At 62.7% G+C, this 14,830-nt stretch carries 18 protein-coding genes; 7 read left to right on the forward strand and 11 right to left on the reverse strand.

The window, feature by feature from the left end; translation table 11 throughout:
- Window positions 1–3: 3 nt before the first annotated feature.
- From pufQ to dxs, 7 genes are all read left to right on the forward strand, one after another.
- Entirely contained in the window at window positions 4–231 is a 228-nt protein-coding gene (pufQ, locus tag AACZ65_RS14285; RefSeq protein WP_037268974.1) for a cytochrome PufQ, read from the forward strand.
- A 126-nt stretch (window positions 232–357) separates the two neighbouring features.
- The gene (pufB, locus tag AACZ65_RS14290; protein WP_009819267.1) at window positions 358–507 is read left to right on the forward strand and encodes a light-harvesting antenna LH1, beta subunit; all 150 of its coding nucleotides are present in this window, start codon (window positions 358–360) and stop codon (window positions 505–507) included.
- Window positions 508–522: 15 nt separating this feature from the next.
- Entirely contained in the window at window positions 523–684 is a 162-nt protein-coding gene (pufA, locus tag AACZ65_RS14295) for a light-harvesting antenna LH1, alpha subunit (RefSeq protein WP_008280385.1), read from the forward strand.
- A gap of 113 nt (window positions 685–797) precedes the next feature.
- Window positions 798–1,637, forward strand: coding sequence for a photosynthetic reaction center subunit L (gene pufL / locus AACZ65_RS14300; protein WP_037268979.1), 840 nt, complete (start codon window positions 798–800; stop codon window positions 1,635–1,637).
- A gap of 3 nt (window positions 1,638–1,640) precedes the next feature.
- Window positions 1,641–2,630: a photosynthetic reaction center subunit M gene (gene pufM / locus AACZ65_RS14305; RefSeq protein WP_339671944.1), complete on the forward strand. Its 990-nt coding sequence runs from the start codon at window positions 1,641–1,643 to the stop codon at window positions 2,628–2,630.
- 3 nt (window positions 2,631–2,633) lie between these two features.
- A complete protein-coding gene (gene pufC / locus AACZ65_RS14310; protein WP_339671946.1) occupies window positions 2,634–3,728 on the forward strand; it encodes a photosynthetic reaction center cytochrome PufC in 1,095 nt (364 codons plus the stop codon).
- Window positions 3,729–3,817: 89 nt separating this feature from the next.
- A complete protein-coding gene (dxs, locus tag AACZ65_RS14315) occupies window positions 3,818–5,746 on the forward strand; it encodes a 1-deoxy-D-xylulose-5-phosphate synthase (RefSeq protein WP_339671948.1) in 1,929 nt (642 codons plus the stop codon).
- Between the two features lie 2 nt (window positions 5,747–5,748).
- On the opposite strand, the gene AACZ65_RS14320 is transcribed toward dxs, so the two are convergent.
- From AACZ65_RS14320 to bchL, 11 genes are all read right to left on the reverse strand, one after another.
- Entirely contained in the window at window positions 5,749–6,180 is a 432-nt protein-coding gene (locus AACZ65_RS14320) for a cytochrome C (protein ID WP_339671950.1), read from the reverse strand.
- Between the two features lie 112 nt (window positions 6,181–6,292).
- Window positions 6,293–7,507, reverse strand: coding sequence for a 5-aminolevulinate synthase (hemA, locus tag AACZ65_RS14325; protein ID WP_339671952.1), 1,215 nt, complete (start codon window positions 7,505–7,507; stop codon window positions 6,293–6,295).
- Window positions 7,497–8,309, reverse strand: coding sequence for a putative photosynthetic complex assembly protein PuhE (gene puhE / locus AACZ65_RS14330; RefSeq protein WP_339671954.1), 813 nt, complete (start codon window positions 8,307–8,309; stop codon window positions 7,497–7,499). The genes hemA and puhE overlap by 11 nt, the downstream gene beginning before the upstream one ends.
- Window positions 8,310–8,372: 63 nt before the next feature.
- The gene (gene acsF / locus AACZ65_RS14335) at window positions 8,373–9,497 is read right to left on the reverse strand and encodes a magnesium-protoporphyrin IX monomethyl ester (oxidative) cyclase (RefSeq protein ID WP_339671956.1); all 1,125 of its coding nucleotides are present in this window, start codon (window positions 9,495–9,497) and stop codon (window positions 8,373–8,375) included.
- Window positions 9,494–9,790: a hypothetical protein gene (locus AACZ65_RS14340; RefSeq protein WP_037268998.1), complete on the reverse strand. Its 297-nt coding sequence runs from the start codon at window positions 9,788–9,790 to the stop codon at window positions 9,494–9,496. The genes acsF and AACZ65_RS14340 overlap by 4 nt, the downstream gene beginning before the upstream one ends.
- A 15-nt stretch (window positions 9,791–9,805) precedes the next feature.
- Window positions 9,806–10,273 (reverse strand): photosynthetic complex assembly protein PuhC, encoded by a 468-nt coding sequence (puhC, locus tag AACZ65_RS14345; RefSeq protein WP_339671959.1) that lies wholly within the window; start codon window positions 10,271–10,273, stop codon window positions 9,806–9,808.
- A gap of 15 nt (window positions 10,274–10,288) precedes the next feature.
- A complete protein-coding gene (gene puhB, locus AACZ65_RS14350; RefSeq protein ID WP_339671961.1) occupies window positions 10,289–10,921 on the reverse strand; it encodes a photosynthetic complex putative assembly protein PuhB in 633 nt (210 codons plus the stop codon).
- Window positions 10,922–10,933: 12 nt separating this feature from the next.
- Window positions 10,934–11,707, reverse strand: a complete 774-nt coding sequence (puhA, locus tag AACZ65_RS14355; RefSeq protein WP_037269006.1) for a photosynthetic reaction center subunit H — start codon at window positions 11,705–11,707, stop codon at window positions 10,934–10,936.
- Window positions 11,708–11,734: 27 nt separating this feature from the next.
- Window positions 11,735–13,177, reverse strand: coding sequence for a PucC family protein (locus AACZ65_RS14360; protein ID WP_339671965.1), 1,443 nt, complete (start codon window positions 13,175–13,177; stop codon window positions 11,735–11,737).
- A complete protein-coding gene (gene bchM / locus AACZ65_RS14365; protein ID WP_339671966.1) occupies window positions 13,174–13,896 on the reverse strand; it encodes a magnesium protoporphyrin IX methyltransferase in 723 nt (240 codons plus the stop codon). The genes AACZ65_RS14360 and bchM overlap by 4 nt, the downstream gene beginning before the upstream one ends.
- Window positions 13,896–14,792 (reverse strand): ferredoxin:protochlorophyllide reductase (ATP-dependent) iron-sulfur ATP-binding protein, encoded by an 897-nt coding sequence (gene bchL, locus AACZ65_RS14370; protein WP_037269012.1) that lies wholly within the window; start codon window positions 14,790–14,792, stop codon window positions 13,896–13,898. Before bchL ends, bchM begins: the two co-directional genes overlap by 1 nt.
- Window positions 14,793–14,830: the final 38 nt, after the last annotated feature.

The raw sequence follows: 14,830 nt of genomic DNA on the forward strand, positions 1-14,830 counted from the left end.
ACGATGACTGACATGACATCAAACCCGCCCCGTGCGCGCAGCCGACAGGCGCGGCGCCGTGGTCTGGAATTTCAGCTCTATTTTGCTCTGATTTTTGCGTTGGCTTTGCCTGTCGCCACTCTGCGCTGGATGCGCGACGTGGTGCAGTATCGCACGCTCGATCTGCGCGGACCCTTGGCGCGTGCCTGGGCCGAGGCGGATCGCACAACGCCACTGATTTTCTCGGCCTGACAAGGGCCGGGATCACGAACTGCCTGTCCCATTCTGGGGCGGACAGAACCCTGCGGGGCCATGCAGGCCTCGAAGGACCCGGTCGCGGGGTACGCGACGTCAGCATAACGTTCCGGAGGAAAGTTCATGGCTGATAAATCTGATCTGTCGTTCACAGGTCTCACAGACGAGCAGGCTCAAGAGCTGCATTCCGTCTACATGAGCGGCCTTTGGCTGTTCACGGCGATTGCAGTGGTTGCACATATTGCAACCTTCATCTGGTTCCCGTGGTTCTGAGGAAAGGGGTAAGACATGGCAAAGTTCTACAAGATCTGGCTCATCTTCGACCCCCGCCGCGTTTTCGTGGCGCAGGGCGCGTTCCTGTTTCTTCTGGCCGCGATGATCCATCTCGTGCTGCTCAGCACCGACGGTTTCAACTGGTTTGAAATCGCCGCTGCCAAGTATGGTCAGTGATTTCACTGTCCCAATGATCGCTGCGGGCGGGGACAACGCCGCCCGCGGCTACCTAACGAAACGAAACGGCTGAGCGGGCAAACTGAACAGCCGGACAACGCGGGGACCACGAGATGGCTTTGCTCAGTTTTGAAAGAAAGTACCGTGTCCGCGGAGGAACGCTGATTGGCGGCGATCTGTTCGATTTTTGGGTCGGGCCCTTCTATGTCGGCTTCTTCGGGGTCACGACCGCATTTTTCGCAGCCCTTGGCACGATCCTGATTTTCTGGGGAGCGTCGCAGCAAGGGACGTTCAACCCATGGCTCATCAACATCGCGCCGCCTGACCTGAGTTACGGTCTGGGCCTGGCACCGCTGATGGAGGGGGGATTGTGGCAAATCATCACCTTCTGCGCCACCGGGGCCTTTATCAGCTGGGCGCTGCGCGAGGTGGAAATCTGTCGCAAACTGGGAATGGGCTATCATGTGCCCTTTGCCTTCAGTTTCGCGATCCTGGCCTACATGACGCTGGTGATCTTTCGCCCGCTTCTGATGGGGGCTTGGGGGCACGGGTTTCCCTACGGGATCTTCAGTCATCTGGATTGGGTCTCGAACACCGGATATGCCTATCTGCACTTCCATTACAACCCGGCGCATATGCTGGCGGTGACGCTGTTCTTTACCACCACCTTCGCGCTGGCGCTGCATGGCGGCCTGATCCTGTCGGCGGCCAATCCCGAGAAGGGCGAAGAGATGAAGACGCCCGATCACGAGGATACCTTCTTTCGCGACTTCATTGGTTATTCGGTCGGCACGCTGGGCATCCACCGCGTCGGATTTCTTCTGGCGATCAATGCGGTCTTCTTTTCGGCAGTCTGTATCATCATTTCCGGCCCGGTCTGGACCAAGGGCTGGCCCGAGTGGTGGAACTGGTGGCTCGACCTGCCGATCTGGCCCTCTCAGGTAGGGATGTGAACCATGATTGAATATCAGAACATTTTCACCCAAGTGCAGGTGCAGGGCAAGCCCGAGATGGGCATGGACGACACCGGCGGGCGGCTGACGGCCGAACGCGCCGGCAAGCCCTTCTTCTCGACCCTCGTCGGCTGGCTGGGCAATGCGCAGATCGGACCGATCAATCTGGGTATGCTGGGCGTGGTCAGCCTGATCAGCGGCTTCATGTGGTTCTTTATCGTCGGTCTCAACATGCTGGCGCAGGTGGGCTGGTCCTTGCCAGAGTTCCTGCGGCAACTCTTCTGGCTGTCGCTGGAGCCGCCGGGACCGGAGCATGGTTTGTCGATGCCGCCGCTCAATGATGGCGGCTGGTATATCATCAGCTCGTTCTTTCTGCTGGTTGCAGTCTGTGCCTGGTGGCTGCGGACCTATCAACTGGCCGCAAGCCACAAGATGGGCAAACATGTCGCCTGGGCCTTTGCCTCTGCCATCTGGCTCTTTCTGGTGCTGGGCCTCTTCCGGCCGATCCTTATGGGGTCGTGGTCCGAGGCGGTGCCCTACGGTATCTTCCCGCACCTCGACTGGACCACGGCGTTCTCGATCCGTTACGGCAACCTCTACTACAACCCGTTCCACTGTCTTTCGATCGTGTTCCTCTATGGCTCGGTGCTGCTCTTTGCGATGCACGGGGCGACCATTCTGGCTGTGACCCGCTTTGGCGGCGACCGCGAGTTGGAGCAGATCGTGGATCGCGGAACGGCGTCCGAGCGCGCCGCCCTCTTCTGGCGCTGGACCATGGGGTTCAACGCGACGATGGAGGGGATTCACCGCTGGGCCTGGTGGTTTGCGGTTCTCACCCCGATCACGGGTGGTATCGGCATCCTGCTGACCGGCACGGTCGTGGACAACTGGTTCATCTGGGCACAAGAGCACAACTTTGCGCCGATCTACGACGGGTCTTATGGCTACGAGGCTTATGGCTCTTACGAGGCCTTTATCGGAAAAGGAGAGTAAGCCATGTTTCCCAAATGGTTTGACAAATGGAACCGTGACAATCCGACCAACATCTTTGGTCCGGCGGTGGCCATCGGCACAGTGGGCGGCGCGGTCTTTGTAGCAGCCCTTCTGGTGACATGGGGCCAGCCCTATGCCACCGAGAGCCTCCAGACCGGCCCGCGCGGCACGGGCATGTCGGTGCCCGAGTTCAAGCTGGATCTGGCCAAGCCCGATCCGTCGATCGAGAGCTTCCTTGCATCCACTTCGGCACCGGTGGTGCCGCAGGGGGGCGAGCAGACTGCCGGTGAGGCGCGTGAGAACGTGCCGCCGGGGTTGGAGGGGCTGACGGTCGAAAACTATGACCGCCTGCTGGCAGCGATGCGCGTCTGGACCGGGATTCCCGATCTCTTCGAGAGCGTGGACAACTACCAGACTGCCGTTGGCCATGTCATGATCGGTATGACCCAGAACCTCAACGAGGAATGGTCGGGCCACGTCAATGCCAACAAGGAGGTGGGTGTAACCTGTTACACCTGTCACCGTGGTCAGCCGGTGCCGTCGGATATCTGGTTCAAGATCAGTCCGGTCAACGAGTCTGTCGAAGGCTGGTCGGCCAATCAGAACCGGGTGACGGTGCAGTCGCAATACACCTCGTTGCCGTCGGACGCGCTGGAGAAGTACCTGCTCGATGGCGAGAGCATCAAGGTGCATGATCTCGAGTCCCGCGTGGCGGGGGTCCCGGGCACAGATGGGTATCCGGGTATCCAGCAGGCCGAACGGACCTACTCGCTGATGAACTATGTCAGCAATTCGCTCGGAGTGAACTGTGTGTTCTGCCACAATTCCCGCGCATTCTATGACGGGTCGCAGGTCACGCCGCAGTGGGGCACGGAGATTTTGGGTATCGAAATGGTGCTGGAGTTGAACAACACCTATCTTGTGCCTCTCGAAGGTCTCTTGCCCGAGAACCGGCTGGGGCCGGTCTATGCCGACGCGCCCAAAGCCGCCTGCAAGACCTGCCACAAGGGCTATCAGCAGCCCCTGCAAGGCACCAATGTAATCGGCGACTGGCCTGAGCTGGCCACCACCAGCGGCGAGCCGGATTACAGCAACTGACAAAGCATGGGGGCGCCATGAGGCGCCCCCGTTGCCCCCATGCCGCCCCTCGTGCGGGTGGCATCAGCGCCACCGGGGAGGAGGCCGCCATGACCCACACCAGACCCAACACACCGCTTTTGGACCGTATCGCCGGGCCATCGGACCTGCGCCAGATGCCGGATCGGCAATTGGCGACCCTCGCCGATGAACTGCGCGCCGAGGTGATTTCCGCCGTGTCGGAAACCGGCGGGCATCTGGGCTCATCCCTGGGCGTGGTCGAATTGACGGTGGCCATTCACGCGGTGTTCAGCACGCCGATGGACAAGCTGATCTGGGACGTGGGCCACCAATGCTATCCTCACAAGATTTTGACGGGTCGCCGGGACCGTATCCGCACCCTGCGGCAAAAGGATGGACTCTCGGGCTTTACCAAGCGCAGCGAGTCGATCTACGACCCCTTTGGGGCTGCGCATTCCTCGACCTCGATCAGTGCCGCGCTTGGCTTTGCCGTGGGGCGGGACATGGGGCAGGCGACCGGCGATGCGATTGCCGTGATCGGGGATGGTTCGATCAGTGCGGGCATGGCCTATGAGGCGCTGAACAACGCCGGGGCTGAGGGACGGCGGCTATTCGTCATTCTCAACGACAATGAAATGAGCATCGCGCCCCCCGTTGGGGCGATGTCATCCTATCTCAGCCGGATGTATGCCAGCGAGCCTCTGGCGCGCATGGCGTCCCTCGCCGAGGGGTTCGAGGCGGCGCTGCCCACGCCGCTGCGCGAGAGCGCCAAGCGCGCGCGGCAATTGGTGACGGGACTGACCGGTTCTGGCACGCTCTTTGAGGAGCTTGGGTTTCAATATGTCGGGCCGATTGATGGCCATGATATGGGGCAGCTTCTCTCGGTGCTGCGGGCCGCGCGCACCCGGGCCACGGGGCCGGTTCTGATCCATGTCTGCACGGTCAAGGGCAAGGGCTATGCCCCGGCCGAGGGGGCGGCGGACAAGGGGCATGGTGTGTCGAAATTCGACCCCGCCACCGGCGCACAGGCCAAATCCAAGCCCGGCGCGCCATCCTATACCGGCGTTTTCGGTCAGGCCCTTGTCACCGAGGCCGCGCGCGATGATCGCATTGTTGCCGTGACCGCCGCGATGCCCGATGGCACCGGGCTGACCAAGATGGCCGAACGCTTTCCGGCGCGGGTGTTCGATGTGGGCATTGCCGAGCAACATGCCGTGACCTTTGCCGCCGGGATGGCGGCGAGTGGCCTCAAACCGTTTTGCGCGATCTATTCCACCTTCCTGCAACGTGCCTATGACCAGGTGGTGCATGACGTGGCGCTGCAGGGTTTGCCGGTACGTTTTGCCATCGACCGCGCGGGGCTGGTGGGGGCCGATGGGGCCACCCATGCGGGGGCCTTCGACATCGGCTATCTTGGAAATCTGCCTGGCATGACCGTGATGGCCGCCGCCGATGAATCAGAGCTGGTCCATATGGTCGCCACCGCCGCCGCCCATGACGCAGGCCCAATCGCGTTCCGCTATCCGCGCGGGTCTGGCACCGGCGTTGCCCTGCCGGAACGGGGCAAGCCTCTGGCCATCGGCAAGGGGCGTGTGATCGAGGAGGGCAGCGATGTGGCGGTCCTCAGCTTTGGCGCGCATCTTTTTGAATGTCAGGTCGCGGCCGATATGGTGGCGGATGACGGGATCACAGTGACCGTGGCTGATGCCCGTTTTGCCAAGCCGCTCGATACCGATCTCTTGATGCAGCTTGTCAGCCATCACCGCGCGCTCATCACCGTTGAACAGGGGGCGATGGGGGGCTTTGGCAGTATCGTTCTGCACGAATTGGCCCGGCATGGTGCCTTTGACAAGGGGCTGATCCTGCGCACGCTCTGTCTGCCGGACCGTTTCATAGATCAGGCAGAGCCTGCGGATATGTATGCCGATGCCGGTCTCTCAGCCACGGATATTGCCTTTGCGATACGTGCCGCCCTGGCCGGGCGGGCCGAAGTGGTCCCGCTGCGTCAGATCCGCTGAACCTACTGCGCAGGTGGCCGCGTCACGGTCTGGAGATAGGCCCAGACATCGTGTGCCTTCTGCACATCGCGCAGTTGATAGGCCATCTTGCCGCGCGCCTGCGGGTCATCGAGGTAGTTGCGCAGATAGGCCGTGGCATCGCGCACATAGACCACGAAATCCTCTTCGTTCCAGCGCAGGCCGGATTTTCCGGCTGCAACCATTGAGGTGGAATAGTTGAAGCCCGGCACGCTGCCCGCGTGCCGCCCGATCACGCCATAGAGATTGGGGCCGGTGCGCCCGCCCCGAACGACCGGCGTTTCGGTCTCATCAATGATCGAATGACAGGCACGGCAATCCTTGAAGATCATTTCGCCGCGCTTGGCATCGGCCGCCTGTGCCGATGCCCCGAGGCTCGCAAGCCCAAGCATCAGGATCGCGCATCGGTTGAACATCGTTATACCTCCTCGCCTCCACTTCCCCTGTATTAGGTGGGTGGTCTTGAGGTTCGGTCAATCAGGGTGACGGGCGGATCACGTGGTTGTCACCGCCCGTGTGCCGGTATGATTACGCGACCGCATGCGCGAGCGCGCATTGCTTCCACAAAACGGTCAGCGCCCGCACCAGATGGTCGAGATCGGCGTCCGAATGCAGCGGGCCGGGGGTGAAGCGCAGGCGCTCCGTGCCTTTGGGCACCGTCGGATAGTTGATGGGCTGCACATAGATGCCATAGTCGCGCATGAGGATATCGGCCAGCATCCGGCATTTGACCGGGTCCTTGATCATCACCGGGATGATGTGGCTGTCGTTTGCCATGTGCGGGATGCCGGCGCGGTCCAGAAGCGACCGCAACCGCGCCACCTGTGCCCGCTGTGCCTGCCGCTCGTCCTGTGACGTCTTGAGATGCCGGATGCTGGCCGTTGCCGCCGCGGCCACGGCCGGGGGCAGGGCGGTGGTAAAGATGAAGCCACTGGCAAACGAGCGGATGAAATCGCACATCGCGGCAGAGCCGGTGACATAGCCGCCCATGCAGCCATAGGCCTTGCCCAATGTGCCCTCGATCAGGGTGATGCGATCCGCCAGGCCGCGTTCTTCTGACACGCCACCGCCGCGTGGCCCGTAGAGGCCCACGGCATGCACCTCGTCGAGATAGGTCATGGCACCGTGCTTTTCGGCCACTTCGACGATCTCTTCCATCGGGCTGATGTCGCCATCCATCGAGTAGACGCTCTCAAAGGCCACGATCTTGGGGGCGTTGGCGGGCAGGGCGGTCAGCTTGCGGTCCAGGTCCTCGGGGTCGTTATGCCGCCAGATCACCTTTTTCGCGCGGCTGTGGCGGATGCCTTCGATCATGCTGGCATGGTTCAACTCGTCCGAGAGGATCACCGCATCGGGCAGGCGCGCGCCGAGGGTCGAGAGGGCGGCCCAGTTCGAGACATAGCCCGAGGTAAAGAGCAGCGCCGCCTCCTTGCCATGCAGATCGGCCAGTTCGCGCTCCAGCACCAGATGGTGATGCGCCGTGCCCGAAATGTTGCGCGTGCCCCCCGCGCCGGTGCCACAGGCGTCGATCGCGTCTTTCATGGCTTGGCGGACCACGGGGTGCTGTCCCATGCCGAGATAGTCGTTGGAACACCAGACCGTGACCTCTTCGGGGGTCTGGGCATCATGGCTCTTGGCCTTGGGGAAAGCGCCGCATTGCCGCTCCAGTTCCGCGAAAATGCGATAGTTGCCTTCCTTTTTCAGCGCGTCCAACTGCGCTGTGAACATGGCATCAAAATCCATGATGTCCCTCCGGTCTTGATTTTTCAGGTGTAGGTTTGGGCGCAGGCAGCATCCAGCGCCAGAGTTTTGCATCCGGCAATGGCAGCACCATCAACCAGTGTTCGAGAAGCGCCAGCGCCGTGATCGCCGCCAGCAGGGCAAAGCCAACCGCCGAGCCGGGCGTCGGCGCGGACCAGAGCCGCTCCAGCCAGCACGCCACGGCAAAGCTGAGCGCCGAGACCGAGACGGGAAAGAACCAGCCCACCGGGGCCATGCGGAAATGGCTGGCAAGATGTGCCAATTGCGCGGGCAGGAATTCAGTGTTGATCTTTGGCACGCCGAAATAGAGGTTCAGCTTGGCGCTGATGCGCGCGAAATAGAGCACGCTGAAGGTCCAGAGCCCCACGGTATTGACCGCCTCGGCGGCATAGAGCCAGAGCAGGATCAGCACGCCCGTCAGCAGCATTTCATGGTAGGCGACCGTGCCCCAGGCACGGATGAACCGTTCCCATCCGACCACATGAGCGGGGCAGGGCCGGGTATTGGGGCCGGTGATGGCCCCCGTGAGAAAGCTGAGCTCGATCCAGCCCCAGATCGCCAGTGCCGCCAGGAACGCGCCGCAGGCCGCGCCGGTTCCGGTCTGTCCCAAGCTGGCCTCATAGCCCCAGATGCCAAGCGCCAGCACCGGCAGCGCCATCAGCACCGCCCGGCGTCGTGCCGCAGCCCCCCGCCGTTCGCAGAGCCGCACGACGATCAGGATTGCCCCGGTGGCGAACCACCAGAGAAAAACCGCCATCAACGCTGCGATCCAGGGGCTACTCACGACGGTCCTTTCATCTGGCCTCAAATACCTCGGGGGGTGTGGGGGGCTGGCCCCCCACGGGTTTCAATAGGCCGGTTCCATCCGGGTCGACGCGGGCAGGGCGTGCTTTTTCGCCGGGATGGTATAGAGCCCGACAAAGGCCGCCGCCGCGCGCATCTGTGCGCCCAGCGACCGCAATCGCCCGCTGAGGCCGCCCTGCGCGCGGGCCTCTGCCAGATCGGCATTGGCCTTTTGCAGCCGCACCAGCCCGGCTTGCCACCGCGGATGGTCGATATCGAGGGTGATCGGGAAGATCTGGCGGCTGAGCGCGCTGGTCTTGGTAAAGACCTCATGTGCATACCAATCCGGATCAACGCCGAGCGCGTTGTGGAATGCGGGTCGTTGATGGTCGCGCACATACATCGTGGCGTAAACGGCGGTCAGGAAGAACTTGATCCAGAGCACATTGCGGCCGGAGGTCAGTTTCGGATCGGTCTTCATCAGCAGGGCAAAGGCCTCGCCATGGCTGAACTCGTCGTTGCACCATTCCTGAAACCATTTGAAAATCGGGTGGAAGCGGTGTTCGGGATGCGCCTCGAGGTGGCGAAAGATCGTGATATAGCGGGCATAGCCGATCTTTTCGCTGAGGTAAGTGGCGTAGTAGATGAACTTGGGCCGGAAATAGGTGTATTTCTTTTGCTGGGTCAAGAACCCGAGGTTCACCGCCACGCCCGCTTCGCGCAGCGCGTCATTGATAAAGCCCGCATGCCGGGCCTCGTCGCGCGCCATGAGTTGAAAGAGCTGGGTGATGTCCTTGTTGTTGCCGCGCCGTTTCATCTCTTTGTAGAGGACGCAGCCAGAGAATTCGGCCGTGCAGGAGGAGACGAGAAAGTCGATGAACTCTTTCTTGAGCTTCGGCTCCATGCCTTCCCAATCGACGTGATCCCAGTCTTCGTTTTTCTTGAAATGGCCCTTGTTGGGGTCCGCTTCCATCTGGTCAATCAGCTTGTCCCAATCCTCGCGCACCGAAGAGACATCGATGGCATCCAGCTCGTCGAAATCGGTGGTGTAAAAGCGCGGCGTGAGCAGGGTGTTCTGCATCGCGAGGTCGGTGGCGGCCTTGCTGTCGAACTTGGCATTTGCCTCCTGTATGGCGAGACCCTCTTCGACGGTGGTGGCGTCGGCGGAATGTTTGACGGCGATATTCATAGCGTCACCTCATCGGAGAAGGAGAATTCACAGAGTTCCATCACTTCGAAATCGCCGGTCAGGCGGGTCCAGAGGCGCTCAAGCGCGCTCGCGCGGATGATCGTGGCCTCGCGGTCTTCGCTGACGACCATGCCGTAGGGGGCCATGATCTCGGGGCCGTGGACCTTGACGCTGTCGCCGGGATAGACGGTGGTGCCGTTGTTGAAGCGTACATGGGCGTGCAGGCTCTCGAAACAGTGGCTGATTTCGACCGTGCAGGGGGCGCGTTCAAATTCGCGTGTCAGAAGTCCCATGGTGGTGATCCTTTCCTAGCGGGTCAAAAGTTTGGTGAAAGCCATCGAATTGGTCTGGCCAAAGCCCATCAGGTCCGCGCCCCATCCGGTCGAGGGGTCGTAGACCGAGAGGCGGCCATCCTTGCGGGCGATAAGGGTGACGGGGCCTGTGAGGGCCACGCCATGCTTGGCGCGCTCGCGGTCCAGAACGCGCGATACGCCGGCGATAAAGCCACCCTCTTCGGGTGAGAGATTGGCAATCAGGGTGCCATTGGCATCAAGGATCGTGGCAGCCCCGCCCATGGTGCCGCTCAGGAACACATGGCGTTCCAGCACGATCTCGCTCGCGGGCGGGGTGGCGACCAGCGGGGCATCGGTGAGGCGCGCATAAGTGACCAGCGCCAACACCGCCAGCACCAGCCCCAGCATCGCGCGGATCATCACGCGCGGCACGAGATCGCGGTCTGGCGGGGCCTTGTATCGGGGGGCGCTTGTATCGGTCATCTTATCCGTTCCTGTTCATTCAGCCGCGATGGCGCGCGGCGGCGCGCTGCGGGTGATCCTGGGCGTGGCGACGCGTGTTTCCGCAGCCTCGGCCAGCAGCTGTGCCACCTTGGCCGCCTCGGGGATGCAGCGCAGCGCCGGTTGGGTGCGGCGCATGACCCAGGGGCGCACATGCGGCCAGCACACAAGGTAGCTGAGCCGCGTGTCGCCCATCAGGTCGAGCACGATGGTGCCGGTGCCGTTCTTACCCAGTTTGAGATCGGCGCGTCCGACCTGCGTATAGGGCAGATTGAGTGTGACGGTCAGCGCCGCACCGATGCGCATGGCCACGCGGCGGTTGGTGATCGTGTAGACCGTGGCGCGCGCCTGGATATAGCCCACCAGCATGAGCATGAGGCAGACCACCGCGCCCATGATCACGAGCGGCAAAGCTGCGGCAAAGGCCGTGACGAGCGGCATCTGGTCCATCATGGTGATAAACCGCCAGACCGCGAGCACGACGAAATATCCCGCCACCCACGGCAGGCTGAGCGCCTCGACGCTCAAACGCCACCAATCGGGCGCCCCCTGCCAGAGAATACGCTCGCCCTCGGGCGGGGTTTCGGGCAGGCCCCTTACGGGTTCAACGGCAAAATCGTCGTGGCTCATGGTCTTGGCTCCTTATCCCAGCAGCGGCTCTTGCCGTGCGTCGCTGGCATAGAGGGTGCCACCGCCGTAATAGCCGCTGATCTTGTCCTCTTCGAGCAGCGTCACCTGACGCGACGAGGCATGTTGTGGCACACCGCCGAAATGCTTGCCAAAGATCGAGCGGACATTGACGCGGTCCGATTTGATCCGGGCAAATGTGATCGGCACCAGACGTTTGCCCTCGCCATGCGGGGCGGCCAGTTCGATTTCCAGATAGCGCACCAGTTGCTCGGGCTCGTCGATCCACATGTCGCTGATCTTGCCCACGATCTCGCCGTCTCCGGCAACGACCGGAAGGCCCCGCGGATCACGCCCGGCGGCGACCACGAAATGCTCGGTCGCGGCCATCGGCACGATCTTGGGGTGGCCATGGCCATCCAGTTCCGGCACATCGCGGCGCGGTGCCCAGGACGCGGGACCGACCCCATCGGCCATGGGATCGCCGGTGGGGGCAAAGGGGAACCCATTGCCTGCGGCGGTCTTTTCCAGCGCCAGGTCGCTACGCTCGGGGTTTTGCCCCGACGGCACGGTCAACTCGCCCCGACCATGCGGCAGCTTGAAGGTCTTGTCGCCGGGCAGCGGAAACAGCCCCTGATTGGCCGACGGCCTGCCATCGTCATCCTCGAGCGGATAGCCTTCGCGCATGTTTTCGCGCTGAATGTAAAAAATCAGCAGGGCAAAGAACCCGTAGAATAGCCAGAGCGAGAGGCTTGCGAGATCAAAATTTCCAAAGAACGGCTCGGTCATGTCAGACTCCTTTCGAGCGATCGCAGGTCATGTGGGGAAATCGGCCAGCCCGATGCGGCCGCCCCCGGATTGGGTTGTGCTGCCGGATTGCTTGAACCGCACAAGCGGTCCGAGCACGGCAAGGGTAATGAACAAAAGGGCAATTTCCCCGTGGTAGACGACGGAATAGCCGGTGGCGGGGGTGCTCAGCGCCTCGCCCATCTGTCCCGAGAGGGCGAGATGATTGACGACGTCGCGCACGCCACCGCCGATGGCGATCGAGAGACCCGCCGCCGTCGCCTGTGCTGCGCCCCAGGCGCCAAGCGCCAGTCCATGTCCGGTCATGCCGCTCGCGGCGAGGGCCATCGCAGCGGTCAATGTCGAGACCGCGAAAAGCCCGCCGCCAAGGCCAATCAGGCCTGCCCCGGCGAAAAAGAGTGCAGGGGCCTGCATCGGTGCGGAGAATATCACGGTTGAAAATGCCGCGATCCCGATCAAGAGGCCGGTGCCCGCCATGCGGTATGCATTGGTCCCCCGCAAGAGCGCACGGCCGGCAAGGCCAAAGCCGATCAGCGCGCCAATGGCCCAGATCGAGGTCAGCATCGTGGTCGAGGACACTGACAGCCCCAGCACTTCGCCGCCATAGGGTTCGAGCAGCACATCCTGCATGTTGAAGGCCATGGTGCCAAGGAACACAACCGCCAGCAGCCGCCCCGCTGTGCCCCCGGCCATCAGGTCTGCCCAAGCGGCGCGAAACTCGGGGCGCGGGGCCGCGCGCTCTTCGCGGCTCATGGGGTTGAGTTTTTCCTGCTTCCAAAGCGCCACAAGGTTCAAAAGGATGCCTGCCAACGCCGCCCCCTGCACCACGCGCACCAGCGTGAAGGGGGCGAAATCCCGCAAGAGCCAGCCGATCAAGATGGCCGAAATCGCCATGCCCAAGAGGAACATTACGTAAAGCAGCGCCACGACGCGGGGCCGCGTTTCATCTGTTGCGCGGTCGCTAGCCAAGGCCAGTCCGGCGGTCTGTGTCATGTGCAGGCCAAGGCCGGTCATGAGGAACGCCAGAGCCGCCAGCACCTCGCCCGCCCAGGTCGGCCCCACCTCTTGTTGGCCCGACAAAACCAAAAGCGCGAAGGGCATGACCGCAAGGCCGCCCATCTGCCAGAGCGAGCCGAACCAGAGATAGGGAATGCGCTTCCACCCCAGGGCCGAGCGGTGTGTGTCTGACCGGAACCCCATCAGCGCCCGGAACGGCGCGATCAGCACCGGCAGCGCGATCATCGCCGCGACCACGAGGGCCGGGACCGAAAGCTCGACGATCATCACGCGGTTGAGCGTGCCCAGAAGGAGCACCGTCGCCATTCCCACCGACACCTGAAAGAGCGACAGGCGCAGGAGTTGCCCGAGCGGCAGACCTTCGCTGGCTGCATCCGCAAAAGGCAGCCAGCGCGTGGTCAGTGCCATTAGCGGAGAGGGGCGGCGCGTGCTCATCTGTGAACCTCCATCGCCTGAGAGATGTAAAAGCCGGAGGTCACGCGGGTCAGCGGACGCAGGGTGGCGGTGCTGCCTGCATAGCGCAGCGCCCGTTGTAGCCGTTTGGCCGAATGGGGCACCATGCTGGGCGAGCGGTCGGCGCGCGGGAAAAGCTTGCCCATGCGCCACATCGCCATAAGAAGCGGGGTGCGCGGGGCGACGGTAAAGATCACCGTGCCGGTGGTGCGTGCCGCCAACGCATCGAGCGCGCGCGCGAGGTCGGATTCGGTGTAATAGATCAGGCTGTCCATCGCCAGGACGTGATCAAATCGCCCAAGGGCAGCATCCAGCATGTCACCTGCGTGAAAGCTGACCTGCGGGGCAAGCGCATCGGGCAGCCGCCGCCGCGCCACCTCGATGAGGGCGGGGGAGATATCCACTGCCATCACCTCGGCGCCGCGTGCCGCCAGTTCCGCCGTCATCTGCCCGGCGCCGCAGCCCGCATCGAGAACGCGCAGCCCGCGCATGTCCTGCGGTAGCCGCGCCAGCATTTGCGCGCGCATCCGGTCGCGTCCAAGCCGCACCGTCTGGCGGATTTTTGACACCGGCGCATCGCTCGTCAACCGCTCCCACACCTGGGTCGCGGTGCGGTCGAAATAGGTCTCGACCCGGTCGCGCGTCTGCGTCCAGTCATCTTGCGGTGCCCCAAGGGCCGGAGGTGCGCCGAAGTCCCGCATCAATCGAACCCCAACAATTCAAAAATATCGCGGTCTTCCATTGGCGAGGGGGCCAGGGGATCGGTGCCGTTCCACAGATGCTGCGCCAGGCCTGTGTAGATGTCGCGCACCATCTGCACCTCGTCATCCGTCTCCATCTCGAACAGCGTCTTTTTCTTGAGGCGCGAGCGGCGGATGGCGTCGATATCGGGCATATGGGCGATGCGGTTGAAGCCCACCACATCGCAATAGCGGTCCACCTCATCGGTATCGCGGGACCGGTTCGCCACGCAGCCCGCTAGCCGCACCTTGTAATTGGCGGATTTGGCCTGCACGGCGGCGATGATCCGGTTCATCGCATAGATGCTGTCGAAATCATTGGCGGTGACGATCAGCGCCCGGTCAGCGTGCTGCAAAGGTGCTGCAAAACCACCGCAAACAACATCACCCAGCACGTCGAAGATCACCACATCGGCGTCATCGAGCATATGGTGCTGCTTGAGAAGCTTGACCGTCTGGCCAACGACATAGCCGCCACATCCGGTGCCGGCAGGCGGGCCACCGGCCTCGACGCATTTCACGCCGCCCCAACCCACGGTCACGAAATCCTCGGGGCGCAATTCTTCGGCGTGGAAATCCACGCTCTTGAGAATGTCGATCACCGTTGGCTGCAACTGGCCGGTCAGGGTAAAGGTGCTGTCATGCTTGGGGTCGCAGCCGATCTGCAACACCCGCTTGCCCATTGCGGCAAAGGCCGCCGAGAGATTGGACGAGGTGGTCGATTTGCCGATTCCGCCCTTGCCATAGACCGAGAACACCTTGGCGCCTTCGATTTTCATATCGGCGTCCTGATGCACTTGCACCGATCCCTCGCCGTCCTGTCCCCTCAAGTTGGGAATGTCGTCGCGCGGGCTCATATGGTCCTCCAATCGGCTTGCGCCGTGATTTTGTGTTT

This window comes from uncultured Roseovarius sp. (genome assembly GCF_963972555.1).
Classification (GTDB): Bacteria; Pseudomonadota; Alphaproteobacteria; order Rhodobacterales; family Rhodobacteraceae; genus Roseovarius; species Roseovarius mucosus.